The sequence below is a fragment of the Acidobacteriota bacterium genome, assembly GCA_016716905.1.
In the GTDB taxonomy this organism is placed as follows: Bacteria; Acidobacteriota; Vicinamibacteria; order Vicinamibacterales; family SCN-69-37; genus SYFT01.
This window is the reverse complement of record JADJUS010000022.1, coordinates 1,287,482-1,313,855: the sequence shown is the minus strand read 5'-3', so window position 1 is coordinate 1,313,855 and position 26,374 is coordinate 1,287,482. Positions and strand designations below refer to the sequence as shown.

The 26,374-nt window shown below is 65.1% G+C and carries 26 protein-coding genes; 11 read left to right on the top strand and 15 right to left on the bottom strand.

Going from position 1 to position 26,374, the window contains the following annotated elements; genetic code table 11:
• The first annotated feature begins 10 nt into the window (after positions 1 to 10).
• The 4 genes from IPL75_21845 to IPL75_21830 all read left to right on the top strand — a co-directional run bounded on the left by IPL75_21845 (position 11) and on the right by IPL75_21830 (position 4,003).
• Positions 11 to 394: a hypothetical protein gene (locus IPL75_21845; GenBank protein MBK9242840.1), complete on the top strand. Its 384-nt coding sequence runs from the start codon at positions 11 to 13 to the stop codon at positions 392 to 394.
• Between the two features lie 36 nt (positions 395 to 430).
• Entirely contained in the window at positions 431 to 673 is a 243-nt protein-coding gene (locus IPL75_21840) for an XdhC family protein (protein MBK9242839.1), read from the top strand.
• A gap of 49 nt (positions 674 to 722) precedes the next feature.
• Entirely contained in the window at positions 723 to 1,511 is a 789-nt protein-coding gene (locus IPL75_21835; GenBank protein MBK9242838.1) for an XdhC family protein, read from the top strand.
• Between the two features lie 227 nt (positions 1,512 to 1,738).
• Positions 1,739 to 4,003, top strand: coding sequence for an ABC transporter permease (locus IPL75_21830; GenBank protein ID MBK9242837.1), 2,265 nt, complete (start codon positions 1,739 to 1,741; stop codon positions 4,001 to 4,003).
• A 266-nt stretch (positions 4,004 to 4,269) separates the two neighbouring features.
• Here IPL75_21830 and IPL75_21825 read toward each other — a convergent pair whose 3' ends face one another.
• The 15 genes from IPL75_21825 to IPL75_21755 all read right to left on the bottom strand — a co-directional run bounded on the left by IPL75_21825 (position 4,270) and on the right by IPL75_21755 (position 19,562).
• Complete coding sequence (locus tag IPL75_21825) at positions 4,270 to 4,668, bottom strand: VOC family protein (protein ID MBK9242836.1); 399 nt, start codon at positions 4,666 to 4,668, stop codon at positions 4,270 to 4,272.
• A gap of 19 nt (positions 4,669 to 4,687) precedes the next feature.
• Positions 4,688 to 5,374, bottom strand: a complete 687-nt coding sequence (locus IPL75_21820) for a nitroreductase family protein (protein ID MBK9242835.1) — start codon at positions 5,372 to 5,374, stop codon at positions 4,688 to 4,690.
• 17 nt (positions 5,375 to 5,391) lie between these two features.
• Complete coding sequence (locus tag IPL75_21815; protein ID MBK9242834.1) at positions 5,392 to 6,333, bottom strand: carbon-nitrogen hydrolase family protein; 942 nt, start codon at positions 6,331 to 6,333, stop codon at positions 5,392 to 5,394.
• A gap of 7 nt (positions 6,334 to 6,340) precedes the next feature.
• A complete protein-coding gene (locus tag IPL75_21810) occupies positions 6,341 to 6,901 on the bottom strand; it encodes a hypothetical protein (GenBank protein MBK9242833.1) in 561 nt (186 codons plus the stop codon).
• A 48-nt stretch (positions 6,902 to 6,949) separates the two neighbouring features.
• Positions 6,950 to 8,734 (bottom strand): heavy metal translocating P-type ATPase, encoded by a 1,785-nt coding sequence (locus IPL75_21805; GenBank protein ID MBK9242832.1) that lies wholly within the window; start codon positions 8,732 to 8,734, stop codon positions 6,950 to 6,952.
• Between the two features lie 91 nt (positions 8,735 to 8,825).
• Positions 8,826 to 9,272, bottom strand: a complete 447-nt coding sequence (locus IPL75_21800; GenBank protein MBK9242831.1) for a hypothetical protein — start codon at positions 9,270 to 9,272, stop codon at positions 8,826 to 8,828.
• Complete coding sequence (locus IPL75_21795) at positions 9,269 to 9,991, bottom strand: SRPBCC domain-containing protein (protein MBK9242830.1); 723 nt, start codon at positions 9,989 to 9,991, stop codon at positions 9,269 to 9,271. Before IPL75_21795 ends, IPL75_21800 begins: the two co-directional genes overlap by 4 nt.
• Positions 9,988 to 10,587 (bottom strand): DUF1579 family protein, encoded by a 600-nt coding sequence (locus IPL75_21790; GenBank protein MBK9242829.1) that lies wholly within the window; start codon positions 10,585 to 10,587, stop codon positions 9,988 to 9,990. The genes IPL75_21795 and IPL75_21790 overlap by 4 nt, the downstream gene beginning before the upstream one ends.
• Entirely contained in the window at positions 10,584 to 11,324 is a 741-nt protein-coding gene (locus IPL75_21785) for a helix-turn-helix transcriptional regulator (GenBank protein ID MBK9242828.1), read from the bottom strand. Before IPL75_21785 ends, IPL75_21790 begins: the two co-directional genes overlap by 4 nt.
• A 90-nt stretch (positions 11,325 to 11,414) precedes the next feature.
• The gene (locus IPL75_21780) at positions 11,415 to 11,681 is read right to left on the bottom strand and encodes a zinc ribbon domain-containing protein (GenBank protein ID MBK9242827.1); all 267 of its coding nucleotides are present in this window, start codon (positions 11,679 to 11,681) and stop codon (positions 11,415 to 11,417) included.
• A gap of 18 nt (positions 11,682 to 11,699) precedes the next feature.
• The gene (locus tag IPL75_21775) at positions 11,700 to 13,451 is read right to left on the bottom strand and encodes an ankyrin repeat domain-containing protein (GenBank protein ID MBK9242826.1); all 1,752 of its coding nucleotides are present in this window, start codon (positions 13,449 to 13,451) and stop codon (positions 11,700 to 11,702) included.
• The gene (locus IPL75_21770) at positions 13,444 to 14,853 is read right to left on the bottom strand and encodes a DUF1552 domain-containing protein (protein ID MBK9242825.1); all 1,410 of its coding nucleotides are present in this window, start codon (positions 14,851 to 14,853) and stop codon (positions 13,444 to 13,446) included. The genes IPL75_21775 and IPL75_21770 overlap by 8 nt, the downstream gene beginning before the upstream one ends.
• Positions 14,854 to 14,863: 10 nt before the next feature.
• On the bottom strand, positions 14,864 to 17,278 hold the full coding sequence (locus tag IPL75_21765; protein MBK9242824.1) for a DUF1592 domain-containing protein: 2,415 nt from the start codon (positions 17,276 to 17,278) through the stop codon (positions 14,864 to 14,866).
• Positions 17,279 to 17,357: 79 nt separating this feature from the next.
• Positions 17,358 to 18,773, bottom strand: coding sequence for an MATE family efflux transporter (locus IPL75_21760; GenBank protein MBK9242823.1), 1,416 nt, complete (start codon positions 18,771 to 18,773; stop codon positions 17,358 to 17,360).
• Positions 18,774 to 18,833: 60 nt separating this feature from the next.
• Complete coding sequence (locus IPL75_21755) at positions 18,834 to 19,562, bottom strand: cation:dicarboxylase symporter family transporter (GenBank protein MBK9242822.1); 729 nt, start codon at positions 19,560 to 19,562, stop codon at positions 18,834 to 18,836.
• A gap of 23 nt (positions 19,563 to 19,585) precedes the next feature.
• Between IPL75_21755 and IPL75_21750 the strand changes: the two genes are divergently transcribed.
• The 7 genes from IPL75_21750 to IPL75_21720 all read left to right on the top strand — a co-directional run bounded on the left by IPL75_21750 (position 19,586) and on the right by IPL75_21720 (position 26,373).
• Entirely contained in the window at positions 19,586 to 19,867 is a 282-nt protein-coding gene (locus IPL75_21750; GenBank protein ID MBK9242821.1) for a hypothetical protein, read from the top strand.
• A gap of 3 nt (positions 19,868 to 19,870) precedes the next feature.
• Complete coding sequence (locus IPL75_21745; protein MBK9242820.1) at positions 19,871 to 20,206, top strand: hypothetical protein; 336 nt, start codon at positions 19,871 to 19,873, stop codon at positions 20,204 to 20,206.
• 62 nt (positions 20,207 to 20,268) lie between these two features.
• Positions 20,269 to 20,628: a YciI family protein gene (locus tag IPL75_21740; GenBank protein MBK9242819.1), complete on the top strand. Its 360-nt coding sequence runs from the start codon at positions 20,269 to 20,271 to the stop codon at positions 20,626 to 20,628.
• 6 nt (positions 20,629 to 20,634) lie between these two features.
• On the top strand, positions 20,635 to 21,903 hold the full coding sequence (locus IPL75_21735) for an RNA polymerase sigma factor (protein MBK9242818.1): 1,269 nt from the start codon (positions 20,635 to 20,637) through the stop codon (positions 21,901 to 21,903).
• A gap of 30 nt (positions 21,904 to 21,933) precedes the next feature.
• Positions 21,934 to 23,514, top strand: coding sequence for an SDR family oxidoreductase (locus IPL75_21730; protein MBK9242817.1), 1,581 nt, complete (start codon positions 21,934 to 21,936; stop codon positions 23,512 to 23,514).
• 209 nt (positions 23,515 to 23,723) lie between these two features.
• Positions 23,724 to 25,616, top strand: a complete 1,893-nt coding sequence (locus tag IPL75_21725) for a CocE/NonD family hydrolase (GenBank protein MBK9242816.1) — start codon at positions 23,724 to 23,726, stop codon at positions 25,614 to 25,616.
• A gap of 37 nt (positions 25,617 to 25,653) precedes the next feature.
• Entirely contained in the window at positions 25,654 to 26,373 is a 720-nt protein-coding gene (locus IPL75_21720) for a hypothetical protein (GenBank protein ID MBK9242815.1), read from the top strand.
• Position 26,374 lies beyond the last annotated feature (1 nt).

The following is a 26,374-nucleotide window of genomic DNA, read 5'->3' as shown; positions in this document are numbered from 1 at the left end:
GGAGACCCACATGACCCGACGCGCCATCTTGCTCGCACTCGCCCTCGCGCTTTCACCCATCCTGCAAGCGGCAGTCGTTCAGGACCTGACCGGCAAGTGGGACGGCACGTTCATCGCCACCGTGAACGGGCAGCAGGAAGATGATGTGGTCTTCATGACGCTGACGCAGAAAGGCGCCGTCCTCACCGGCACAGTGGGGCCGTCGCTCGATCGGCAGTGGGCCATCATCGGCGGCAAGGTCGAGGGCACGAAGGTCACGTTTGACACGCAGTCGGATGGCCCGTTCGTCAAGTTCACGCTGACCCTTGTGGATGGCCGCCTCAAGGGCGACGCGGTCGCCGAGATGGACGGGCAAAAAATGACGGCCAAGGTGGACGTGGGACGAAGCAAGTAGCCTCGGCCTGCGAGAAACCCCAGATAGAATCCTGATGTGCAGGATTCTCTCTACGGCCGAATGGCCGAGCGCCGGGCCGCCGGCCGGCGATTTGCGGTGGCCACTGTCGTGCGCACGAGTGGCAGCACCCCGCAGGTGGCGGGGGCCACGCTGGTGCTTGGTGATGGCGAGTCGATACGCGCTGCGGTAGGCACACTCGGCGGCGGGTGCGTGGAGGCTGATGCGATCGAGACGGCCCAGGGGATCCTCCAGTCCGGCGGTCACTCGCTGAGGGCGTGAGCTGACTGAGGACCTGGCGTGGAACACCGGACTCGTGTGCGGCGGCACGATGTGGATCCTGGTGCAGCGCGACGATCAGGCGCTGGCGTTTGACGGCGTCGATCTACTTCCCGAGATGGTCAGCGCCGCAGCCGGGGGAGCGCCAGTCGCGGTCGTGACACGCCTCGGCAAACTTCAGGGCGGACTGACATTGCTGGGGCGCATTGCCGTGCGGGCCGATGGGTCGCGGCTGGGTTCGCTCGGCGATGCCGAGGCCGACCAGCGCGCCACGGCTGAGGCGCTGGCGCAGTTGCCGCACGGTACGGCTCGCACCGTGAAGTCGGAGACCGAAGATCTGCTCATCGAGGCCATCGCCAGCCGGCCACGAATTGTCATCGCCGGCGGCGGCCACGTCGCACTCGCCATCGCCCGTCAGGCGGCCATGCTCGACTTTGATGTGACCGTGGTTGAGGACCGGCCCGAGTTCGCCGACCAGTCCCGGTTCCCGAACGCGACAATCCTGCAGGGGGACGTGCCCGCCACGCTCGCCGGCATTCGCTACAGCTGGAACAGCTTCATTGTGATCGCCACCCGGGGGCACAAACTCGACGCCGATTGCATGCTGGCGGCGGTCACGACACCGGCCAGATACATCGGGCTGCTCGGCAGCCGGCGCAAGACGGTATTGATCAACGAAATGCTGCGTGCCGAAGGCGTCGCGGAAGACCGCCTGCAGGCGATCCACGCCCCTGTTGGCCTGGACCTGGGCGGCCGGACTCCTGCCGAAATTGCCCTGTCGGTGCTGGCCGAGATCACCCAGATCCGGTATCACGGCACAGGCAGGCCATTGTCGAAATAAGGGAACACGCGGCCGGGGCAATCCGTCCCTCGCATGCATGTCCAGCCTGCGCCACACGGTTCGCCTCCTCCTGAAAGACCGCAGCTTCACCGTCACGGCGCTCCTGACGCTGGCGCTCTGTATTGGCGCCAATACCGCCATCTTCAGCGTGGTTCGCTCCGTGGTCCTGCGGCCGCTGCCTGTGCCCGAAGCCGATCGCCTGGTGCAGGTCTACAACAGCTACCCGAATGCAGGAGCCGAGCGCGCGGGCGCCGCAGTGCCCGACTATTTCGCTCGGCTCCAGGGCTGTGCCTGCGCTGGAAGTGCAGTCGGTCTTCCGTCAGAGCGGCGCCACACTCGGCGCGGACAAGGGCGCCGAGCGGTTGAAGACCGTGGTGTCCTCGGCCTCGTTCTTCCGCATGCTTCAGGTGCAGCCCGTGATCGGCACGCTCTTCACGGAAAACGACGAGGCAGAAGGCGCGCCGCGCCGGGTCCTGCTCAGCCACGCCATGTGGCAACGGCGTTACGCGGGTGATTCGTCCATCGTCGGACGTGAGATCCGGCTGAATGGCAACGTCACGACCGTGGCCGGGGTGTTGCCGGCCGACTTCAAGTTCCTCTGGAACGACGTCGACGTCTTCCTGCCCGCCGTCTTCACCGCTCGCGAGAAGTCTGACGATGGCCGGCACAGCAACAACTGGGGGATGGTCGGGCGCCTCGCGCCCGGCGCGTCAGTCGAACAGGTGCAGCAGCAACTGGATGCGCTGAACGCCGCCAACGATGAGCGGTTCCCGCAGTTCAAACAGATTCTGAAGGACGCAGGCTTTCACACGGTGGCCGCCAACCTTCAGCAGGACCTGGTACGTGACCTTCGCGCAGTGTTGTACCTGCTATGGGGCGGCGTCCTGCTGGTGTTGCTGATTGGCGTCGTTAATATCGCGAACCTGGTGATGGTGCGAGCCAGTGCGCGCAACCGCGAGTTGGCGACGCGGCACGCTATTGGTGCGTCCCTGACCCGGCTGCGTGGCCAGGTGCTGACTGAGACGTTGTTGGTGGCGCTGGTCGGTGGCGTGGCCGGGGTGGTGCTCGGGTGGTGGGCGCTGTCGGCAGTGCCGCTGCTTGGGCTGGACGAAATCCCGCGCGGCCATGAGATTCGCATGGATCTGGTCAGCGTCGGGGTCGCGCTGCTGCTCACGGTGTGCGTCGGGCTGCTCATCGGTCTGGTGCCCGTTGTGCGGCTCGGCCGCATGAACGTCAATGCCACGTTGCGCGAAGAGGGGCGCGGCGGCACGGTAAGCCGGGGTACCAACTTGCTGCGGCGTGGTCTGGCCACAGCGCAGATCGCGCTCGCGTGCGTCTTGCTGGTGGCCGCCGGACTGCTGGTATCGAGCTTTGACAAGGTCCTGCGGATCGATCCTGGATTCAGCCCTGAGGGTGTGATCACCGCGTCCGTGAGCTTCCCGACCGGCGGGTATGCCGATGACACCGCGCTTCGGGTGGCCTCGGGCCGCATTCTTGAGGCCGCCCGCACCATTGCCGGCGTGGAACAGGCCGGCATCACATCGAGCATTCCATTCGGCGACGACTTCAGCGACAGCGTGATCTTCGCCGAAGGGTACGTGATGAAACCTGGTGAGTCCATCATTTCTCCGAACCAGACCCGTGTGAGCGAGGGGTACTTCGAGGCGATGAACACAGCGCTGGTCAAAGGCCGCTCCTTCACGCCCGGCGACACGGCGGAGTCTGCGAAAGTGGCCATCATTGATGAACGGCTTGCCGCACGGTTCTGGCCGGGTCAGGACCCCGTTGGGCGCCGCCTCTACTTTCCTCAGGACATGAAAGACCTGACCGCGATCACCGAGAAGACGGAGTTCTTCAACGTGGTTGGCGTTGTCAAAGACGTCGAAATTCGGGGCCTGGCCACGGGCCGGGCGTCGGTGGGCGCATATTACTTCCCACTCGCGCAGTCACCCGATCGCAGCATCTTCGTGGCCATGCGCACGCGTGTGGCGCCCGAATCGGTGGTGAACTCGCTGCGCGCCAAAGTGGCCGCCATTGACGCTGAACTGCCCGTCTATGGCGTTCACACCATGGTCGAGCGCATGGACGACTCGCTCGTGGGTCGTCGCGTGCCGATGCTGCTCGCGCTGGCGTTTGCCGGCGTCGCGTTGTTCCTCTCTGCCATCGGCGTCTATGGGGTGCTGGCGTATCAGGTGGCGCATCGCCGCCGCGAAATCGGCATACGCATGGCGCTTGGCAGCACCGCACGCGAAGTCTTCAGCCTTGTTCTTCAGGACGGCCTGAAAATCGCCGGCGTCGGCCTGGCCGTGGGCCTGGCCGGCACGTACTTCGTGGGCGAGGCCATGAAAAGCCAACTCTACGACGTCGCGCCCATGGACCCCATTGTTATCGGCGCCGTGGCTGCGCTCCTCACGGTGGTTGCGCTGACGGCGACGCTCATTCCGGCACGTCGTGCGTCGCGCGTCAATCCATTGACCGCGCTCACTGATTAGCTCCGACTTCGGCTGGGCGCCGCGCGTAATGGCGAAATGTCACAAATGTCCGAAATGGCGAAATGCCGGACAAACCAATGCAGGGCGATTGTGCACCCATTGCTGGGATGAATGGTCGAATGTCCTGGGTGCAATGATTGAATGACTCAGTCCGAAGAGGATTCGATCATTCAACCTCCGGGACATTCAGCCATTTGGCCACTCAAGCAATGTTGACATTTCGCCATTTCGGACATTTGTGGCATTTCGCCATTACTAGCATCACCCTACGGCGCAGTCCTCTGCGCGAACGTGATGATGTACCCATCGGGGTCCAGGAAGGCGAATTCCGTCATGCCGTACCACTTCTTCTCGAGTGGCATGACGACGCGCACAAGCGGGGCGAGGCGTGCGTAGGCTTCCTCGATCTCGGTGACTTCCACAAATAACGTCAGCGTGCCCCCGAGGGTCATCGTCCGGAAGGCGGGGTATTCGGCGTAGGCGGCTTCGGGGGCGTTCAGGAACACCTCAACCGGGCCGTTGGTCATGATCGCGAACACGAGCGGCGGCGCGTCGGGCACCGTCATCTGCGTGGTGAAACCGAGAACGTCGCGATAAAACGCCACCGTGCGGTCGACGTCCGAGACAATAAGGTTGGGAGTCAGCTTCGTAATTTGAGAAGGCATCGCACACCTTTATCAAAGTTCAGGCCCGGCTCACAATCTCTTCCAGAGGTTTCTTTGTGATCGCTGGCACCGTGGCGTTGGCCGCGGGGTAGCCGACCACCAGAAGCAGATACGGCCGCTCGTGTGATGGACGGCCGAGGAGTCCGTTGAGGAAACCCATCGGACTGGGCGTGTGCGTCAGTGCCACAAGGCCGGCGTGATGGAGCGCGGCGATCAGGAATCCGCAGGCGATGCCCACCGACTCCGAGACGTAGTAGTGCTTCACCTTCCGGCCATCGGGAAGACGTCCATACGTCTCGGCGAAGATCGCGATCAGGCACGGCGCCGTTTCCAGGAACGGCTTGTCAGCATTGGTGCCCAGGGGCGCCAGCGCGTCGAGCCACTCCTGCGGCGCGCGACCGCCGTAGAACTCGCGCTCCTCTTCTTCGGCGGCCACACGAATCCGCGCCTTGATCGTGGGGTCAGTGACCACTACGAAGTGCCACGGTTGCATGTTGGCGCCATTGGGCGCGGTGCCGGCAGCCGTGAGGCACTCGTCGAGTACTCCGTCGGGGATGGCGCGCGACGAGAAATCTCTGACCGTACGGCGGCGCTGAAGATCTTCACGAAATTCGCGCGCACGCGCGAGCATCTCACGCTCGGGATACTCGTGATAACTCGTGAGTGGAATAAGGTCTGGTGGGACGGGTGGGACCGGGGACGTCATGGTCCGCCATTATGCCCTCAGCCTGTGGTGCGCGGCGGCGCCGGGCGAACGTCGAACAGAAACGCATCTGGCCGTGAGTAGTGTCCCGCCACGTCCAGGGTCATTCGTTCGGCATCAAGTTGCGCCGTGTCGAGCGTGGCGAACAGCGTCGCCGGTTCGTCCCAGTGCGGCGCCACGATGTAGGCGCCATCGGGGCCGATGATCGCGCTGCCGCCGCGCAGTACGAGTGTGTCATCGGCGCCCGCTCGCGCCTGGTCGCGCTCAAGTTCAGGCGGCAGCGCACAGGCGCGCATGAGCGACCCGGCGGCCAGCACAAAACACCGGCCTTCAAACGCATAGTGCCGGCTGGCGATTTGGTGGCGCTCGTGCACCGTGGGCCAGGCTGCCACGTGCAGGTCTTCGCCTGACACATGCAACGCCTGACGCGCGAGCGGCATCCAGTGTTCCCAGCAGACGAGGCCCCCGACGCGGCCGACGGGTGTATCAACGGCGCGCAGGCCCTCGCTGTCACCCTGTCCCCACACCATGCGCTCGGTGTAGGTGGGCATCAATTTGCGATGGTGATTCAACAGACGCCCGTCGGGTCCGTAGGTCAGGAGGGCGTTATAGAGCGTGCCGGAACCCGGGCCTGAGGCCACGCGCTCGCTGACGCCAACGACGAGCGTCACCTCTGCGTCGGAGGCGATCGCCCCCAGCGCAGCGCCCGCCGCACCGTGCACATCCACGCTCTCGGACCGATAGCGGGCAAAGACCCGTTTGGTGGGTTCGTGGTCCCACAGTGCCACGTCACGACAGACATCAAGCCAGGCGGGATACCCGGGCAGCCACGTCTCCGGAAACACGACGAGCGCGGCGCCGCGTGCGGCCGCCTCGCCTGTCAGGGTGCGGGTGAGGTCCAGGCCCTGAGCCAGCGAAGCGGCGACATGCGCTTGAACGACGGCGACGGTCAACGCCGTCACTGCGAGATCACGGCCAGAGCCAGCCGAAGGTGCCCGCGGTCAGCAAGCTGTAGACCAGACCGTCGAACATCGACCGGAACGTGGTGCCCCAATTCCGCTTGTACCAGATCGAAAACTGCGGCAGCGACATCGCGTATCCCATGAACGCCACCGTGCCGGCCACGCGGAACACTTCCAGGTAGTGCGCATCGGCGGTGAGTACTCGGCTTGTGACGTACGCCGCAAAGAAACTGATCACCACCGAATACACGAACCACTGCGTCATCTGCGCGCCCATGTTCATGGGGCCGCCGGCCCCGACGGTCATGATGACGACGGGGCCCTTGGCGACTTTGTCGAGGAACGCGGGCGACTTCATCGCCTCCATCGACTCGGCCTTCGGCGCACAGTAGTCGCCAGGCGGAATCTTCAGACGCCGGAAGGCGTCCAGCAGGCCATCCTCGTCCGGCAACGTGCCAAAGTCCTTCTTGTGATACGTCAGCATCATGTGCATCACGGAGCTGGCGACAAACACGATCACGGCGGAGAGCAGAATGGGAATCGCAAGCGACGAGAGAGCAACATCCATGGCGGGCACCTCATCAAAGGGAAGGAAAAGCCGCCGAATCTTACCACCCTAGTGTGAAAAATCCGTCAGGACGCGGGGCGCCACGCTGGCGCGCAGCGCGTTGGCGATCGCGAGGACGTCAATTAACTCCTGCATCACTGCGCCCGACACCGGTGGCAGCAGGCCCGCGGCCGCCAGCAGCATGCCGCCCACACTGAGCACCATGCCGCCGATCGCGCTCTGAAGGGCGACGGCGCGCATGTGCCGGCCGATGTGCAGGAGTTCGTCGACGCGCCCCAGCGAGTTGTCGAGGATGACCACGCCGGCGGCTTCAGCCGTCACGTCGCTCGCCTGGCCAAACGCGATGCCGACCGTGGCCGCCGTCAGCGCGGGCGCGTCGTTGATGCCATCCCCCATGAAGATCGTCGGCGCCTTGAGCGTCTCGGCCCGAACCAGCGCCACCTTCTGCTCGGGAGTCTGGCTGGCGTGAACTTCCGTGATTCCCACCTTTTCGGCGAGGTAGCGCACCTCGCCCTCGCGGTCACCGGACACGAGCAGCACACGGGTGATGCCATGGAGGGGTTTGAGGTGCCGCACAAACGACGTGCCCTCGCGACGCGGCTCATCGCGAAACCGCATCGTGGCGGCATACTGGTCGTCGATTACAACCACACACTCGAGCCCGCCGGCCTGCGGGGGCAGTGACGGCGCATCGCCTGGCACCTGCGCCAATCGCTTGCCGCGGCTGGTGACCTGCACGCGTTTGTCGTCGATCAGTCCCTTGAGCCCTTCGCCGGGCCGTTCATTGACCTCCCGCGCGTCAGACAGTGACAGGCCACGCGCAGTCGCTCCCTTCTGGATGGCCTCCGATAGTGGGTGGCGAGAATAACGCTCCAGGCTCGCCACCATCCCCAGCACGTCGTCGGCCTCGACGCCCGGGGCGGTCAGCGTTTCGGTCAGTTGAGGTTGCCCATAGGTCAACGTGCCGGTCTTGTCGAAGATGGCCACGCGGCAGGTGTCGATCTGTTCGAGCACCGCAGGGTCTTTGATGATGATGCCGCGCCTGGCCGACAGCGAGACAGCTCCGATGATTGAAACCGGGATGGCGATGAGCAGCGGGCACGGCGTGGCGACCACAAGAACCGCCAGGAAGCGAACCGGGTCGCCGCTCCATCCCCAGGCCAATACCGCCAGGACCACCGCGACGGGCGTGTAAATGGCGCCCAACTGGTCGCCCAGTCGCCTCAGTTGCGGGCGTCGCTGTTCCGACTCGCGCATGACTCCCATGATTCGGGCGTACCGCGAATCCACCGCGCGCTTCTCGGCGCGAATGGTGAGCGCGCCCTCGCCATTCACTGCGCCCGACAACACGCTGGTGCCCACGGTTTTTGAGAGTACGTACGGCTCCCCGGTCAGGTAGGACTCGTCCATGGTGCTGCGGCCTTCAACCACAATGCCGTCCACCGGACACGCTTCATGTGGAAAGACCACCACGGTATCGCCGGGTGAGATGGCTTCAAGGGGCACGTCGGCCATCGTCTCGCCGGTCTTTTGATGCGCCACGGTGGGGATGCGGCGCGCCAGCGCCGACAGCGCCGAAGACGCGCGGCCTACGGCATACGCCTCAATGGCCTGGCCCCCCGACAACATGAGCACCACCAGCGTGCCGGCCAGGTATTCCCCCAGCAGCACTGCCGTGACGATCGAAATGCCCGCCAGCAGATCAGAGCTGAAGTCGCCAGCAATCAGTTTGCGCGCCAGTCCATAGACCAACGGCACTCCGCCGACGACGAGTGCGGCAAACAGGGGCCACTGCTGAGCAGGCTGCCCGGCCCAGGCGACGCCGGGCCACATCACACGGAGAACCAGATATGCCGCAATGGCCACAAGGGCCACTGCCGCGATCAGTGGTTCCTTCAACGCACGGCCGGGCACACTCGCAATGTTATGCCCTCTTGCGCCGCAATCCTGCGCCCAACAGAACACCCGCGGCGCCGACCAGTGGGTTCAACAACGCCACCCATGTGGGCTGCCGTGCATGGGCCATCGCATCAGACATCGTGGCGTCGGCCGGCCGTGCACCTCCCCGCGCCGGATCCGGACTCATGACCATGGGCACCGCCATCAGCGACCCCAGCACGATCACGATCGCCGCCAGCCACTGCGGCGCAGGTGTGCCTGGTGCAATGCGGGCGCACACCCATCCGCCGGCCGCCGCGCTGAACAGGCCCAGCATGAAGCTCAGCGCAATCCACCCCCCGGCCGCTTCGTACGTGCCCGGCGCGAACAGGCGGTTCACACCCAGCACCGGATACGTTGCGGCAAACGCCACCATGACGGCGATGGCCATGGTGAGGTAGCCGAGGATGACAGCGGCGGCGGGGCGAATCATGGGGCCTTCTCCTGTGACAGTCCGATCGCTGCATCATACGCGGCATTGAGACGCGCGCGAACGCCGGCGAAGCGTTCGCCCAATCCGTACGTGGACAACCAGAATCCGGCGCGGCAGGAATCCTTCCCGGGTTCCACTTCGATGAAGAGGATGGCGTCGTTGAGCGCGGCGATGGTGAAGCCCGCCTGACAGGTGGCGGGACTCATGACGATGGACGTCTTCTCAAGATCCGCGACCACGGTCAGCAGTCGCGCGAAGGCCTCGTCCCGCGAGAGCGGGACCTTGTCGCGGCGGCCGATGAGTTCGCGCGGTACGCCTCGGTGCCGCTCCAGGTACCACTGCAGATGTGTCATGAAGTACGCCCATCCGCCCGTGACCATATGAAACTCATCGTCCCACTCTGCGCCATCGCCGAAGCCGGACTGCACGAGCCGAACGACGGTGCCGAGGCCCCGCGGCTCGAGCTGGAAGTCGATGGCGAGTTTCACCGGACCGCGGGTTTCGGTCCATTCAAAACGGCGCCCTGGTTCCCACGCGGTGATGGGCGCTTCGCCGGACGCGCCTTCGCCCCATGAGATCCAGATCGACCCGCCCACGCCGGGTGTCACACGGGCCTCGAGAGGAAACCACTGCGTCAACTCGCGCGCATCGGTCAGTGCCTTCCAGACGGCGTCAGGCGGAGCGGCGACGAAGACTTCCTTGATGACTGAGCGGCTCATTTCAGCCGCCTGTGGGTGATCGACACGATGGTCTGGTCGGGCATACCGGGAAACTTGAAGATGATGTCGGAGACGTAGGTGTCGGCGTCGATGAACCTGAGCACCATGTCGTACTTCTGCTGGCGCTTGACGCCGGCCAGTTCCTCCTCGGTTTCGCCGGCCATCACGACCGTGCGCGGATCGGTCTTTTTGCCGGCGGCGGTGACGAAGTAGGTGCCCATCGTGTCGAGACCGATGATGGTGAATTCCTGCGTACGACGGTCGAAGCCATAAATCACCATGGAACCGACCGAAGCGTCGCCGAAGCCAGGCCCGGCGGGATTCGGCGACGTGCCTTCCGACACGAGGAACCGGCCACCCAGGATCATTCGATTGGTGGCCGTGCCGGCAACTTTCATCGGCCCTCCGCCCATGTCGTAGGTGATCTCCTGAGTCCAGGTGCCGGCCAGGGCGGCCAGTTCCTGGTGCTCGGCAATAGGCTTCATCGCCTCAAGCATCTTTCGCATCTCGTCGGGCGTGGGCGGCGTCTGCGCAGCCGCGCTTGCTGCGAAGCCACACAGGGCCAGCAGTGTCGTGAACACTCGTGTCAGGGTCATGAACGCCTCCGTGCTGAGGTGCGGGGGATGCCGTCTTTCGGAGGCCGGGTCTTCAGACCCGGCGCGTCTGTGGATCGAAACACCGGATGTGCTCCCGCGAACAGGCGGTACGTGCGTCCGTGTGTGGCCGTGCCGTCGTGGTACTTCGCGACCAGTCTGTTGATTGTTGCCACCAGCTCATCGCCGAAGGCCGCGCGCGCGGCTGGTGTCGCGAAACTGATCTCAGTGTCCAGGCTGAGCGTGGTGAGACGTTTGCCGGCGTCTCGCGCCATGGCCGCGAGGGCGGCGACCTCGCGGATGGTTCGCGCTGCTACCGCGACCTGGTAGGTGGCCGAGAACCTGTCGCTCACGTCAGCCGTTGAGCCGCCCAACTCGGCGATGGCGTCGGGCGAAACCAGATAGTGCGCCGCAGTGGCGCGCACCAGCCGTTCGGTGAGCCCGCGTCGCTGACGCGTGCCGACTTCTTCGACCAGTCCGGCCTTCTCGAGCACGCGCAGGTGGTAGTTCACCAATTGTCGTGGTGTGCCGAGCGTTTCGGCGACTGTGGTGGCCGAGCCAGGGGACGCCAGGGCCTGCAGGATGTTGCGCCGCAGCGGATTCAGCAATGCACTCGCGGCGTCGCTCTGACTCACGACGGCCAGCCCTGAGGCGGCGACGGTCTGCGCCGCCCCCCGTCGCGCTGGGCGTCGGGCGCCATCGGGCGCGGGTGAGTCCAGCGATCGTGCCGGTGTGGCCATTGCAGGCCGGATGTTACAAATAGAAAAGAACTTTTGTCAAATGGAACCCAGGACCCAGGACCCAGGACCCAGGACTCTGGACTCTGGACTCTAGTGATCCTCGTGTCTGTGGTGATCGATTTCGCGATCCATCGCGGCTGTGTCGGCGCGTGCGATGGTGGCCGCCTTCTTGTTTTTGGCGGCGGCGGCGGCTTGGGTCTTCTCGCGCGAGCTGAGCGCAAAGGTCGACAGAAGCCTGACGAGTGCGTCGGCGCCGCATGCGGGGCATGACGGAGGCGGATCGCCGTGAGAGGCCGGCCTAATCAGCGTTTCGAATTCGTGCGCGCAGGACCGGCAGCGAAAATCAAACAGCGGCATATGGCAGAACGCCCGACGCTACTTGCACGCCTGGCAGTTGTTGTTGTTCTTCGCGCCCATGCCCTCGAGCAGCTTGATGGTCTCGGGGAACGGCTGCGTGCGCTGCTCGGGGCTGTTGGCCATGTCCACGGTGGTCTGACCGTTACGGTTCACGGCCATGACGTCGGCGCCCCGCTTCACGAGATAGAGGATCATCGCGTTGTCGCCGCGCGCCGCCGCGTGGTGAAGCGCCGTGAACCCGTCGGCGTCACGGACGTTGATGTCCACGCCCAACTCTTCAAGGAAGTACTTGGCCGCCGGCATCCAGCCGTCCGGGACGTGACGATGCTGCTGGGCCACGCGTGAAGTGCCGTAGCCCACACCGCTGGCGGCATGGAACGGCGGCACGTGCGGGCCCCCGGACGGCACCGCAGGCAGGCCCTGCCGCGCCGTCGCTCCAAACGACATCGTCGCGATGTTCGGGTCGGCGCCGTAACGCACGAGCAACCGCATCGCCTCGACGTCCAGCGAGTATGCCGCGCGCCAGAAGGCCGTGGCGCCGGTGTAATCCACGCCCATGCGGCCGGCATTGTAGGCCGCGTACCAGATGTGCGAGAGCGTGCGCGCGTTGGGATCGGCGCCTGCCTGCAGCAGCGCTTCCAACATCTGAAGGTGAGAGGCCCGCTGCTGGGCGGCGGCCGTCGGCTGCGGGTACCAGGTGCGGAGCGCCCACTCGTTGTTCAGCGTCGCGAAGAGGGGCGCCGCGCCGTCATCGCTCATCAGGTTCGGATTTGCGCCGCGCTTCAGGAACGTCATCGCCAGGTCATAGTGGCCGTTGATGATCGCCACGAGCATCGGCGTTGACTTGTCTCCAGCGGTCGGCAGGTTCACGTCCACGCCCGAATCGAGCAGCAAGGTTGCCGCGGCGGCAAAGCCGTCGCGCGCCGCGTAGTGCAGGGCCGAAAGCCCGCCCTGGCGGCCAATCTGCTGAATGTCGGATGCGGCTCGTGGTCCGGCCGCGCCTCCCCCGGCGCGCCCACCTCTCCCCGGCGCAGCGGCGGCGACCGGCTGGCCATCGGGTCCCACAGTGGCGGCCCTGCCGGTCTGCGGCGGGTCAAATTGTGGTGGCGCCACCGGTGTGCGCCCGGTGGTGGCCGTGATCACGCGGTCGCGCGTCTGTCGCGCGGCGCTGTCGGCCAGGGACCGCTGACCGTAGTCGATGACCGTCGTGGTCAGCAGGCTGTTGGCGCCCTTCTCGATCAGCATCCGCATGGCGTCGACGCGGTTTTGCGAAGCCGCAAACACCAGTGGGGTGCGGCCATGCGTCCCGTCGACCGCATTCACATCGGCGCCGCGATCGAGCAGGAACCGGACGGCGGCTGCACTGCCGGCCTGGGCCGCGAGGTGAATCGGTTGCACGCCGGTCTCGGTGACCAGCTTCGGTTTGCTTCCCGCTTCAAGCAGGCGGGCCACGATCGGGGCATGTCCGCGCGAACTCGCCAGATGCAGCGGCGTGTAGCCGCCGATGCGCGTCAGTGGCTCGACCACCGCCCCGCCAATCAGCAACAGCTCCATCGTCTTGACATCGCCGTTGAGTGCCGCCCAGTGGAGCGCGGTCATGCCGTCGCCCTGTGCCGCGTTGACGTCGGCGCCGTCGCGAAGAAGTGCCCGCACCGCGGTCATGTCGCCCTTCATCGCCGCGTCTGCGACTTTGGAGTCCGGGCCCGGCGCAGCGGCCACGAGCATCAATGACAGGGCGCTGACGAGCGCGGAAACCCGCAGCCTACGCATGCGACACCGCGCCTGGCGCCGCAAAGGAGAATTCGCCGCTGCTGTCGCCGAACGTCTTCATGTCGAGCCCCAGCTTGTGCATGGCGCTCAGCATCACATTGGCCATGGGCGTGCCGCTCTCGGCCTTGAGGTGCACTCCGCCTTCAAGGAAGCCGCCGCCGCGCCCCAGCAGGATGAGCGGGCAGTTCCGGTGGTTGTGCACGTTGGCATTCGCCATGGGCGAGCCATACACGATCAGGGTCTTGTCGAGGAGGGACGCGTCGCCTTCCATGGTGGTCTTCAGCCGCTCCAGGAAGTACGGCAGCATCGAGACGTGGTGTTTGTTGATCTCGCTGAACTGCCGGATGCGGTCTTCCGCCACGCCATGGTGCGACGCGTTGTGGAAGCCGGTCTCGATGCCGCTGCCGGGATACACACGGCCTGATCCGTCGCGGCCCAGCTTGAATGAGAACACCCGCGTGGTGTCAGAGGTAAACGCCAGCAACTGCAGGTCGAACATCAGTTTGACGTGTTCATCAAACGCGTCCGGCACGCCGGCAGGCGCGCCGGGCAGCTCACGGGTTTCGCCGCTGGCATTGCGCGCTTCCACGCGCTGGATGCGCTGTTCGATCTCTCGAATATTGCTGGCGTACTGATCGAGCCGCGCCTTGTCGGCCGGGCCCAGGTCACGCCGAAGGCCCGCCATCTGCGACACGAGCATGTCCAGGATGCTGCGATCCGTTGCGCGCCGCATGGTGCGCTGCTCGGGTGTGCCACCGGCGCCGAACAACAGTTCAAACACCATGCGCGGATCGCGCACCATCGGCAGTGGCTGTTCGGGCGCGGCCCAGCTGATAGTGTCGGTGTAGACGCAGGCGTATCCGTAGGCGCAGCCGCCGGATTGATCGACCGGCTCGATGCTGAGCTGCATCGATGGGATCGGCGTGTCCTGACCGAACTTCTGCACGTAGAGCTGGTCCATCGACGTGCCAACCCTGACATCCGACCCTTCGGTCAGCTTCGGGCGCACGTGTGTGAACATCACGGCGCTTGATCTGAAGTGGTCGCCGCCGACCTCGGCGGGCGCAAACGCCTCGGCCATGCGCGCGTCGGTGTTGCTCACGATGGTCAGGTAATCGCGATACGGCTCAAGCGGGCTCAGGCTGCCTTTGCTCAGGTCGAACTTGCGACCGACCTCGGCCGGATTCCACAGATACTGCGCTGCGCCAATCTCACTGCAGCCGGCAGCGCCATGCACCTGCTCGATGCAGACCAGCCGCGTGCGATCCGCCAGGCGCCCCGCCTCCGTGCGGGCGAACACCGTGCGTGCAGGAATCATTGAGTCGAGCAGCGGCAGCGCGATGGTCGCGCCCAGGCCTCGCAGCGCTGTGCGCCTCGAGATGTGTTTTCCGGTCAGATACATGGCAGAACCCTCACTTGGTGACAACCGCTTCCTTGCGAGCCGAGCGAAACGCGGAACTCCGCGCCACACCGAGAATCAGCGACGACAGTCGATAGTCCGTGGCCTTGGCCTCGCGCACGATGCGGCGCACGGCAGGCATGTCGTAGTACTCCACGCGGCGAGCCAGCGCGTACGACATCAGCATGGAGGTGAAATGGGTGATGACGACCTCCGAGCGCGCCGAGATGGCCGCGCGCAGATCGGCGGCGCCCTTCAGAGGCGTGCCGTCATACAACTCGCCCGCCGTGTTGACCAGCACGCCACGGTCTTTGATGCGCCAGGATCCGGTGACGTCAAAACCGTCGAGCGCGAGGCCGATCGGATCGATCACGTTGTGGCACGAACTGCACGCCGGGTTCTTCCGGTGCATGGCGAGTTGTTCGGCCACCGACAGGAAGCGGCCATCCACCGCATCACCCGTCTGGTCAAGATCGGGGACGTTCGGCGGCGGCGGGGGAGGCGGACTGCCCAGCAGCACTTCCATGACCCACTTACCCCGCAGCACCGGCGACGTCCGGTTGCCATGCGAGGTCAGCGTCAGGATGCTCGCATGGCCCAGCAGTCCGCGGCGCAGGTCGTCGGGATACATGACCTTGCGGAACTCGGGGCCGCTGACGCCGGCAAATCCGTAGTGCCGCGCGAGACGTTCGTTGACGAACGTGTAGTCGGCCGTCAGCATCTCCATCACCGGCCGGTCCTGGCGCACCAGGTGGTCGAACAGCAACTCCGTCTCGCGACGCATCGCTTCGGCCAGTGTGTCGTCGTAGTACGGGTAGTCCAGTGCGTCCGGTTCAATCTTGTCGAGGTCCTGCAACCTGACGTACTGCGAGGCAAATCGCGTGGCCAGTGCTTCGGCCTTCGGATCGGCCAGCATGCGGCGCACCTGACGCGCGAACACTTCGGGCTGCGCGAGCGCTCCGGTGCGGGCCACATCGATCAGTGGACGATCAGGAATAGTGCCCCACAGGAAAAACGACAGGCGTGAGGCCAGGTCCATCGGGCCAATGGGATAGATCCCACCAGGCGCCACGCCCGCAGGCACCTCCTCGACCCGGAAGAGGAAATGCAGGCTCGCGAGCATCGCCTGCAGCGACGTACGAACGCCGCCTTCAAACCCGCCTGCGGCAGCGCCCTGGCGATAAAACGCCATGAGCTCATCCACATCAGCCGCGGTCAGCGGCCGGCGATATGCTTCAGTCCCCAGCCGCTCAACGATTTTCCGCGCGCACGCGACGTCCTCTTTCGGGGCGGTCGGACGGCAGGAGAAGATCCGGCGCCGCGTCGCATTGTCGGAGACGCCCGAGACTTCAGAAGGGCCGACGATGGCGAGGTTGCGAAGGTGCGGCAAGGTCGTGACGCCGTAGCCCACACCGATTTGGGTATCAGCCAGCGTGTGGTCAATCGGCCGGATGAGGTCGTCTTCCGAACCCTCGAACTCCTGGATGAACGTGGCGGCCACGCGCCGTGCTCCTGCGCGCACGTAGATGGGCTCGGTCGAGACGCTCAGACCCGTCGGGTCGGATTCCGAAATCCATCGATCGACCTTCACCACACCGACGCGTTCACCGTCGATGGCCACTTCCATCTGGATCGCACGCACTGTGCGGCCGAAAAGCGCGCCGGTGGGCTCGCCGTGCAACAGGAGCTGGAACTTGTATTTGCCGTCCGCCGGAAAGTTGTGCGTCACCACCGTGCCCCCGCGCGTGCCGAACGGCGCGCCGTCCAGGCGATCCTTCTGCGAGCGGGTGCGGGGCACGTCGTACGTGGCTGACGTGGGGTCGGCAGCCGGGTCGCCCACCGCCACGCGGCTGACATGGGCGGCGGCTCGCAGGTAGCCCTGCATCACGGTGGCCGACGGCATCTGCACGTCGGCAATGTTGTCGAAGCCTGCGCTGATGGTGTCGGCCGGCAGGTAGGCGCTCACGTCGAGGTCAAGCCCGAACAGCGCGCGCACCGCGGCCCCGTACTCCGCGCGATTGAGTCGTTGAAAAGGCCGGCGTCCCGGGTTGGGGTTGGCCGCCGCTGCGGCGTCAAGGGTGGTCTCGAGCCCGGTCACCAGCGCCATTCGTGTGGCCGGGTCCGGTTGCGGATGCGCCTTGGGCGGCATCATGCCGGTCCGCAGCTTGCTGACCACTTTTTCAGCCAACTCGGCCTTGTCGGCGGCGCGTCCCGCGTCAAACCCATCGAGCGACATCTCACCCTTCAGGTCGATGTCGTTGTGACAGTCGCCGCAGAATTTCTGGAGCGCGTCGTTCTGCGCCGCCGCAGACATCACGGCAGGTTCAGGCGCCGCCGCGCGAGCCGGGCTCGCGGCGGTGCCCGCCCGTAAGGTGAACGCCGTGGCAAACAGCAGGGTGACAAGCGCGGTCAGTGCAGTCTTCTTCATGGACTCCCTGGATCTATCCCGAAACGATACACACCGGCGGCGGGATTGTCAGCCACAAACAGGCGTGCTGGACGCGGCGTTACTCGGCCGCAGGCCTGGGCACGGCCACCCGGATATTCCGCCATTTTCCCTGCTGAAATCGCAGCACACTCAGCGTGGCGCGCGTGGCATGGCCCAACACAATCGCCAGCCAGATATCCGACGCCGCAAGGTCTCCCGTCGCCTCGATCACCGAACACAGGCCCACCGGGACGATGACCTGGGACACGATCGAGATGTAGAGCGGGCTCTTGGTGTCGCCGGTGCCCTGGAGGCCGCCCGTGTAACAAAGTGCGACGGTGACGAAGAACCCTGAGACGGCCAGGTAGGCCAGTAACTCCCGGCCTAGCTCGAACCCCACACCCTCGGTGAGCGCGAACGCGCCGAGCAGCACCCTTGGCATCAGCACGAACCCAAGTCCCACAATCGCGGCCACGCCCAATCCGATGCGCGCAGCAACGGCGGGTGACTGCGCTGCGCGATCCGGGTGGCCGGCGCCGAGGTTCTGGCCGGCGACGGCGGCAGCCGCTCCCATCAGTCCCACCGACGTCCACGTGATCAGCGAAAACAACTCGGTGTAACCCACCGCATAGGCCGCCTGCGCTTCGGCGCTGTGCTGCAGCGACCCAATGAAGCGCACCATCAGCAGCCCGGCCAGATTCATGGCGATGCCCTGGATGCCGGTGGGCAGACCAAACCGGAACAGCTCCCGAATAATCGGCCAGTCGGGCTTGAAGGACATGCCGCGGCTGAACCGGATGACCAGCCGGCCCGAGAACAACAGCCAGATCAACACCCCGCTGGTGCCGACACTCGCGATCGCGGTGCCGAGCGCCGCGCCGAACGTCCCGTACTTGGGAATCAGGAGGATGTTCAGAATGACGTTGGCAATGGTCATCGCCACGCCCGTCCGCAGGGTGGTCTGGACGTCGCCTGCCGCGCGCAGGGCCCCGCTCATCATAAAAAATGTCAGCATGCCGATGCTCGAGACAAACATCGTCCGGATGTAAGGCAGTGCTTCACGCTGAACGTCGGGCGCCGCATTCACAAGAGACAGCAGCCACGGCGCGGCGAAATAGCCCACCGGCGCCAGAAGTCCCGTCGACAGGAACGCGGCAGTCAGGAACGCCTGATACACCGTGCGGTTGACAGCATCGGAGTCGCCGGCACCCGCAAACCGGGCCACAAGCACACCCATCCCTGAAAACACCGATGCGACAAACACGATGACCAGGATGAAGATCTGGAGGCTCACGCCGATCGCGGCGTTTGCGTTGAGGCCGACGTAGTGACCGACCATCGAGTGGTCGATGACGCCCTGCAACCCTCCAAAGATGTTCTGGAGCATCGTGGGCCACGCGAGCATCCAGACGGCCTGCCGCAGCGGGCCATCGATGATGCGGCGATCGAACTTCTTCTGCGCGGGTTTTGGTAACGGTTGGGGCTCGCCGGCCATCTGGAAGGTCCGGCTATTCTAGTCCAGATGGCGGCCGGCGAGGCCCCTTTCGATCAGCGTTCAGGATGCTGCGGGCACATCCTTGGGTGTCCACACGCCTTCACTCTTCGCCACATACACCGCCGCGGTCAGGTCACCAAACACATTCACCGTCGTCCTCGACATGTCGAGGATGCGGTCCACGCCCAGCACGATGGCGATGGCTTCGCCGGGCACACCGAACATGACCAGGATGCCGACGAGTAGTGGGATCGACCCGCCGGGTACGCCCGCGGCGCCGATGGCAGTGATGACCGACATGATCATGACAATCGCCATCTGAGGGATGGTCAAGTCAACGCCGAAAATTTCCGCCAGGAAGATCACCGTGATGCCTTCGAAGATCGCGGTGCCGTTCATGCACATGGTGGAGCCGATCGGCAGCACGAATCCGGCGATGCCGCGCGGGATGCCCAATTGATGTTCAGAGACTTCCAGGCCGGTCGGCAGGGTCGCACTGGAGGAACTGGTGGAGAAGGCCGTGATGAGCGCGGCCTTGACCCGTGACACAAACAGGATGGGTGACAGGCCGAGACCAAACTGCAGGATGCTGCAGAGCGTGATCACGACATGCAGGATCAGGGCAATCAGCACGGTGACGACAAATGCCGCCACGGCGACCATCAGATCGAATCCAAAGCGAGACGACACGGCAAAGATGAGGCACGCCACGCCGTAGGGCGCCAGCATCATCGCGAAATGGATGATCTTGATTACTACTTCGTTCAGCGCCTCCAGCCATTCCACCATCGGTTTGGCCTTGGCCGCCGGGGATGAGGGTCAGCGCCGCGCCGAACATCAAGCCGAAGAAGATGACGCCAAGCATGTCGGTCTTCGCGGCGGCGTCAATCGGGTTGCGCGGCACGATGTTGACGAACGTTTCAGGTCCGAACTTCGCCGTTGTGGCGGCCGCCTCCACGCGTGTGGACGCATCCCCGGCAAACCGTTCCATCAGCGCCACCCGCGTCTCCGGCGTCACGCGATTCCACGGCTTCATGACGTTGACGACGATCAGGCCGAGCGTGGCGGCCAGGCACGTCGTGATGAAGAAATAACCGATGGCCTTGCCGCCGACGCGGCCGACCTTGCGAATGTCACCCAATCCGGCCACGCCCAGTGAAATGGACGCAAAGACCAGTGGCATCACCACCATGAACAACATGCGCAGGAAGATCTGCCCGACCGGCCCGGCCACATACTTGTTGATCCACTCCACCGTCGGGTTGGTGACGCCGACGGTGAGGTTGGTCGTCACGCCCAGAATGAGCCCAACGGCCAGGCCCAACAGAATCTTCGTGTGCAACTTCATGCCGGTTCCGGACGATCCGATGGATTCGCTCATGGGGGGAGTCTATTTTGGAATGTGCCAATGGGGCAATGAGGCAATGGGATGATGTCGATCTTTGGGTGGCCGAACGACTAGATGCGAACGTCCAATCCCAGGGAGGGAACACTGATGCGTTACTTGTGCGTGATTTATGACGATGAACAGATGATGGCGGGGATGTCGAAGGAACAGGGCGAGGCCTTCATGGGCGAGTACTTTGCCTTTACCGACGGCATCAAGAAGAGCGGCCACTACCTCGGCGGCGAGGCCCTGGAGCCGGTGGCCACGGCCACCTCCGTCCGGATTCGAAACGGCAAGCTGTCCACCACAGACGGCCCATTCGCGGAAACGAAGGAACAGTTGGGCGGCTACTACCTCATTAACGCGCGTGACCTCAACGACGCCATCCAGGTGGCGGCCAAAATTCCGTCGGCCCGCACCGGCACCGTAGAAATCCGCCCTATCGTCGAGTTCGGCACGCCTTCCTGACACCCATTGCCCGCTTTTGACGCCATCTACCGTGCAGAGTCCAGGCGCGTATTGGCGACGCTGATACGCCTCCTCGGCGATTTTGATCTCGCCGAGGAGGCCTTGCACGACGCGTTCACGGCCGCGCTGGAACGCTGGCCCGTGGACGGCGTCCCTGGGAACCCTCGCGCCTGGCTGGTGTCCACCGGTCGTTTCAAAGCGATCGATGTGCTGCGGCGTCGCGCGCGTTTCGACCGCGCCGCGGCGGCCCTGGCCGCCAGCATCGAGGCCGAGGCCTCATCTGCCGGCCAGGAAGTGGAGGTGGATGCCGATGAGGTGGAGGACGACCGCCTGCGCCTGATCTTCACCTGCTGCCATCCGGCCCTGTCCCGGGACGCCCAACTGGCGCTGACCCTTCGCGAAGTGTGCGGTCTCACCACCGAGGAGATCGGCCACGCGTTCCTCACCGACCCGCGTACCATCGCCCAGCGCATCGTCCGCGCCAAAGGCAAAATCCGTGATGCGCGTATTCCGTATCAGGTGCCGTCGCGCACCGAACTGCCCGACCGGCTCGATAACGTTCTGCATGTGATTTACCTGGTCTTCAACGAGGGCTATTCGGCGTCGTCGGGTGATGCGTTGACGCGGCAGGATCTTTCAGGCGAGGCCATCCGTCTTGGCCGGCTGCTGGTGGAACTACTGGGCGAGCCCGAGGCGTCGGGCCTGTTGGCGTTGATGCTGTTGCAGGAATCGCGGCGGGCGGCTCGCACGTCGGAAGATGGTGAGTTGGTCCTGCTGGCCGACCAGGACCGAGCGCGGTGGGACCGTGCGCTCATCGCCGAGGGTGCCGGGCGGCTTGAGCAGGCGCTGGCCTCGCGCCGCATCGGTCCGTATACGCTGCAAGCGGCCATTGCGGCGGCGCACGCGCATGCGGCCACCGCCGAGGCCACGGACTGGCAGGCGATCGTCGCACTGTATGACGTCATGGTGCGTCTCGACGCGTCGCCGGTAATGCAACTCAATCGCGCGGCCGCGGTATCGATGCGTGACGGCCCGGCGGAGGGGCTGGCGTTGATGGATGCGCTGCTTGCGGCCGGCGATCTGGACGATTACTACCTGGCGCACTCGGCGCGCGCCGACATGTGCCGGCGGCTTGGACGAACGGCCGACGCCAGAGCGTCGTACGCGCGGGCGCTCGAGCTCACCCGCCAGGGGCCCGAACGGCGCTTCCTCGAACGGCGCATGGCCGAGCTGACGACAGGCAACCGCCTGGGCAAACATGGGTTCCAGGGCTGAGTCTGCAGCCGGGGTGTAGGATCAAGTACTTTGATTCTTGTCACGGGTGCCAGCGGCTACGTGGGCGGACGTTTGGTGCCTCGGCTTCTTGAAGCCGGATACCAGGTGCGCGTGCTGGCGCGAGACCCAGGCCGGCTCCAGGGGCGGTCGTGGTCCGGCGATGTGGAAACTGTCCAGGCCGACGCATTGAAGCCAGACACGCTGGGGCCGGCGATGGCCGGTGTGACCTGCGCGTATTACATGATCCACAGCATGCAGAAGGCTTCTGCAGGCTCCAGCGATTTCCATGAGCGCGACCAGACGGCCGCGCGGAATTTCAGCCGTGCGGCCAAGGCGGCCGGCGTGGAGCGCATCGTCTACCTCGGCGGACTGGGAGATCCCAAAGCAGACCTGTCGCACCACCTGCGTTCGCGACAGCAGACGGGCGATGCGCTTCGCGAGGGCGGAGTGCCCGTGACCGAATTTCGCGCGGCCGTCATCGTCGGTTCCGGGAGCGCGTCGTTCGAGATGATCCGCAACCTGACGGAGCGTCTGCCGGCGATGATCTGCCCGAAGTGGGTCTACACGCGCGTGCAGCCTATTGGCATCCGCAATGTGCTGGACTACCTCGCCGGCGCGCTCGAGGTGCCGGAGAGCACCGGCCGGACGATCGAAATCGGCGGTGCCGACGTGCTGACGTACGGCGACATGATGCTCGGTTATGCGCAGGTTCGCGGTTTGAAGCGCTGGCTGATTCCTGTCCCGGTGCTGACGCCGCGCCTGTCGTCGTACTGGGTGCACTGGGTGACGCCCATTCCGGCCGAGATCGCCACGCCGCTGATTGAAGGCCTGCGCAACGAAGTGGTGGTGCGCGATGACACGGCGCGCCGCCTGTTTCCGGCGATCGAAGTGCTTGATTACCGCACAGCCGTTGAGCGCGCGTTGGCGGAGCTCGATGCCGGTCATGTGGAGTCCACCTGGAGTGACGCGCTCGCCACGTCCCAGGGGGACACCGCGCCCTTCGCCTTCACGCAGCAGGACGGCATGTTGATTGAACGGCGGCAGCGCGTGGTGGCCGCGCCGCCGGCTGCCGTCTTCAAAGCGTTCACGGCGATTGGCGGCGATCGTGGGTGGCCCAGCTTCAATTGGGCGTGGCGCTTGCGCGGGATGCTGGATCGGCTCGTCGGCGGCGTGGGCTTTCGCCGCGGCCGCAGAGACCCTGACGTGCTGCGCGCGGGGGACGCACTGGACTTCTGGCGCGTCGAAGCCGTGGAGCCCGATCGCTTGCTGCGCCTCCGAGCTGAGATGAAGGTGCCCGGCCGCGCCTGGCTGCAGTTTGAGGCACGCCCACACGACGCCGGTCAGACGCTGCTGGTGCAGACCGCCTTCTTCGCACCCAAAGGTCTTTTTGGGCTCCTGTACTGGTATTCGCTGTATCCGATGCACGGGCCGATCTTCAACAGCATGATCGACAACCTGGGACGGAAGGCGCTTCAGCAGAGGCCCGTCGCTTCGGTAAGTTTGTTTGTTCTCGTCAGTGGGAAGAAGCTGTGTGTTCGGGGTGTCGGTGGTGGCGTGCCGGGGGGTTGGGGGGCGGGTCCGGTTCGAGTGGGCGGCTGCCGTCTCCGTTGAGTGTCCCCCCCACCCGACCCCCCTCGCCCGCCCCGTCTGCTGGCCCCTCCGAATGCTCCCCCCCTAAAAACCCCCAAGGCCCAAAGCGCCCCCCCCGCCCCATTGGCTCATTGGCTCATTTCCGTTGCGGGCGTAGAATGGCCGGAGCGACCCCAAGGAGGTCCCTCATGCGTCCAGCCCGTCGTCTGCTGCTTGCGTTCACCCTCGCAATGGCCGCTGGCGCGGCTCTGGTGGCTCAACGGGGCGGCGGTCTTCCGCCCGATCAAGTCGCGCAGCGGCTTGCGGCCGAACGCGAGCTGCACGAAATCGCCGTCGTCGATCGCAAGGTCATGATGCCGATGCGCGATGGCGTGAGGCTGGCCACCGACATTTATCGGCCTAAAGGCGCTGGCCAGGTGGGGACCATTTTTGTCCGCACGCCCTACAACTTCAACTTCTGGGACGTGGCCAACGGAGTGCCCGGCAACATGTCGGCGATGATCACGGCGGTCAAGCGCGGCTATGCCTACGTCGTTCAGAACGAGCGCGGCCACTACTTCTCTGAAGGGCACTACGACATCCTCGGCACACGCGCGGACGGCGTGGACGCGATGGCGTGGATCGCCAAACAGCCCTGGTCCAACGGCAAGATCGGCACCACCGGATGTTCGTCCACCGCCGAATGGCAGATGGGCGTGGCAGGGGAGCGGCCGCCAGCGTATGCGGCCATGAACATCCAGGGGCACGGCGCCGGCATCGGACGCGTCGGCCCCTATTGGGAGCAGGGCAACTGGTATCGCGGCGGCGCGGTGCAGATGCTCTTCACCACGTGGATCATGCGCGAGCAAAACACGTTGCGGCCGATGTTCCCGCGCGATCTGTCGCAAGAGGATCTGATCAAGGCCTCAAAGATGTTCGACCTTGTGCCGCGGATGCCGGTGGTGGACTGGTCAGAGGCGCTTTCGCATCTGCCCGTGCAGGACATCCTCCGAACCGTCGGCGCCTCGAAGGGCATCTTCGCAGATACGATGCCGGTGGACACAGGCGGCGCGATGATTCAGCGCGAACCGAACGATCCAGCCTGGTACAAGGGTGGTCTGTATCACGAGACGATGCCCCTGGATGTGCCAGGACTGCACTTCATGTCGTGGTACGACGTATCGGTGGGCCCGAACCTGGCGCTCTACAACCACGCGCGCAAGACATCGAAGGTGGCCGACCAGCAGTGGGCGATCATCGCCCCCGTGGCGCACTGCGCGTACACGCGCGCCTCGGCCGACACAGTGGTGGGGGAGCGCAGCATGGGCGACGCGCGCCTGAACTACCAGGAAATTGTGGACTCGTTCTTCGATCGCTTCGTGAAGGGCGCGGCCAGCCCGGTCATCGACAAGCTGTCGAAGGTGACGTACTTCACGATGGGCCTGAACAAGTGGCAGACGTCGGATGTGTGGCCGCCGCGGGGCGCGCAGCCGATGACGTTTTACCTTGCGAGCGGCGGCCGGGCGAACACGATGACCGGCGACGGCGTGCTTGGTGAGGCGCCGCCGGCCACCGACCGCCCCGATCGGTTCACGTACGATCCGATGAACCCGGTGACGTCCTACGGCGGCAATGTCTGCTGCACGGGCACCGCGATTCAGGCCGGGTCATTCGACCAGCGCAAGATGGAGACGCGTGACGACATTCTCGTCTACACCACAGCGCCTTTCGCAGACGGGCTTGAGCTGAGCGGCTCTATCACGCCGACGCTGTATGTCTCCTCGGACGCCAAAGACACCGACTTCACCGTCAAGGTGATCGACGTCTACCCGGACGGGCGCGCCTACAACCTCGACGAGACCATCCAGCGCATGCGCTACCGCGACGGCTACGACAAACGCGTCTGGATGACTCCGGCCAACGTGTATAAGGTGACGATGCAGCCGTTGAATACGAGCAACTACTTCGCGGCCGGTCACCGCCTGCGCATCGAGGTGTCGAGCAGCAACTTCCCGCGTTTCGATCGCAACCTCAACACCGGGGGGCGGAACTTCGACGAGTCCAGGCCGGTGGTGGCCCGCAACGCCGTCCATCACTCGACGCAATACCCCTCGCAGGTGACGATCACTGTTGTGAAGCGCTGACGCGGTGCTCGGGCATGAACCCTGTATGATGTCGGCCGTGTCTGCGTACCTGTGGCTCGCCCTCGTCACCAGCGGCGTCGCATTCCTGGGATTCTCGTTCACGTACTTCGGGCCGATGCTCGATGGCGCCTATCCGCCCGTGTCTCCCACAGTGCATGTACATGGCTGGACGTTTTTCCTCTGGTACCTGCTCTTTCCCCTGCAGGCCGGGCTCATCGCGACGCGCAGGGTCGCGGTGCACCGTCGGCTCGGCATGGCGAGTCTGGCGCTCGCGGTCGCGATGGTGCTGACCGGATTGGTCGTCATCGGCATGCAGATGGAGCTTGTTCGTCGCGGCGAAGGGTCGCCGTTCTTCGAAGCGCTCGGACCCGGGATCTTCATGACCCTGGTGTTGTTCACGATGTTCTACGGCCTGGGGTTTCGTCATCGCCGGACGCGGTCCGACCACAAGCGTTACATGCTGCTGGCCAGCGCAGGCGGCCTTGGAGCCGCCGCGTTCCGGGTGCTCGCGCAAGTCATGGGGTTTGGCCCCGCAGCCGGGATTGCCGGCGTGTTCGCGCCCAACCTCATCGTGGTGGCGGCGATCCTCATCGACGTACGCAAGGGCGATGGGGTACATCGCATCTATCGCTGGGGACTCCCGCTATCACTCGCCCTTGAAGCGGGCGCCATTCTTCTCAGGCCCACGCCGGCAGGCACCGCGTTGTCTACCGCCCTCGCGTGGATGGGCCGTGTCCTCTCGCCGCTCTATCTGTAAG